The organism is Shimia sp. R9_3 (assembly GCF_017743755.1).
GTDB lineage: Bacteria > Pseudomonadota > Alphaproteobacteria > Rhodobacterales > Rhodobacteraceae > Shimia.
The window spans coordinates 1-810 of the sequence record NZ_JAGHRP010000035.1 but is presented as its reverse complement, the minus strand read 5'-3'; the positions used below and the strand labels follow the sequence as shown (position 1 = coordinate 810).

Below are 810 nucleotides of genomic sequence, written 5' to 3'. Positions count from 1 at the left end.
GGCTTTGTCAGGTTGCTGACGTCGCAACGTCCGGATATTTCGTTTCCATGTTGAACATCGAAGATTTGTCGCGGATCAAAGGCTTTCGGTTTCCGAAGAGTGTCATTGGATACGCCGTTTGGGCCTACCACCGGTTCGCTTTGAGCCTGCGCGACGTGGAGGATCTTCTGGCGGAACGGGGTGTCACGGTTTCCTACGAGACAATCCGCGACTGGGTGAACCGCTTCGGCCACGGGTTCGCTGCAAATATCCGGCGTGACCGGCCAGCGCCGGCCGACAAATGGCATCTCGACGAGGTTGTCATCCGGATCAAAGGCAAGACGCATTGGTTATGGCGCGCGGTCGATGCAAACGGTGACGTCCTAGACATTCTCGTCCAATCTCGGCGTAACAAGGTCGCCGCCAGGCGGTTTTTACTCAAACTTCTGAAAAGTTGGGGCGCGCCGCGTGTTATGGTGACGGACAAACTTCGCTCCTATGGAGCCGCCAAAATGGAGATTGCGCCTGGTCTCGAGCATCGCCAGCACAAAGGTCTGAACAACAGGAGCGAAGCCTCGCACCGACACACCCGACGGCGAGAAAAGATAATGGGGCGCTTCAAATCCCCGAGGCAAGCGCAACGCTTCCTCTCCGCTCATGACCAGATTGCCTGTCTATTCCGCCCAAGACGCCACCGCCTGTCCGCCAAATCATACCGCCACGCGCGAAACGATGCTTTCGAGTTGTGGGCTGGCTATGCAACGCAATTGGCCCCCTGAGTGGCAACGTTCACGCCAAGCTGAGCCCGGGGGGCAACAACCTGACAAAGCC

General features: G+C 57.8%; 1 protein-coding gene. It reads left to right on the top strand.

Going from position 1 to position 810, the window contains the following annotated elements:
* The first annotated feature begins 47 nt into the window (after window positions 1-47).
* Entirely contained in the window at window positions 48-758 is a 711-nt protein-coding gene (locus J7412_RS21760; protein WP_209081982.1) for an IS6 family transposase, read from the top strand.
* Window positions 759-810 lie beyond the last annotated feature (52 nt).

Excerpts from the sequence above, each read along its gene's own strand:
- J7412_RS21760 (WP_209081982.1), top strand. The coding sequence starts at position 48 with ATGTTGAACATCGAAGATTTGTCGCGGATCAAAGGCTTTCGGTTTCCG.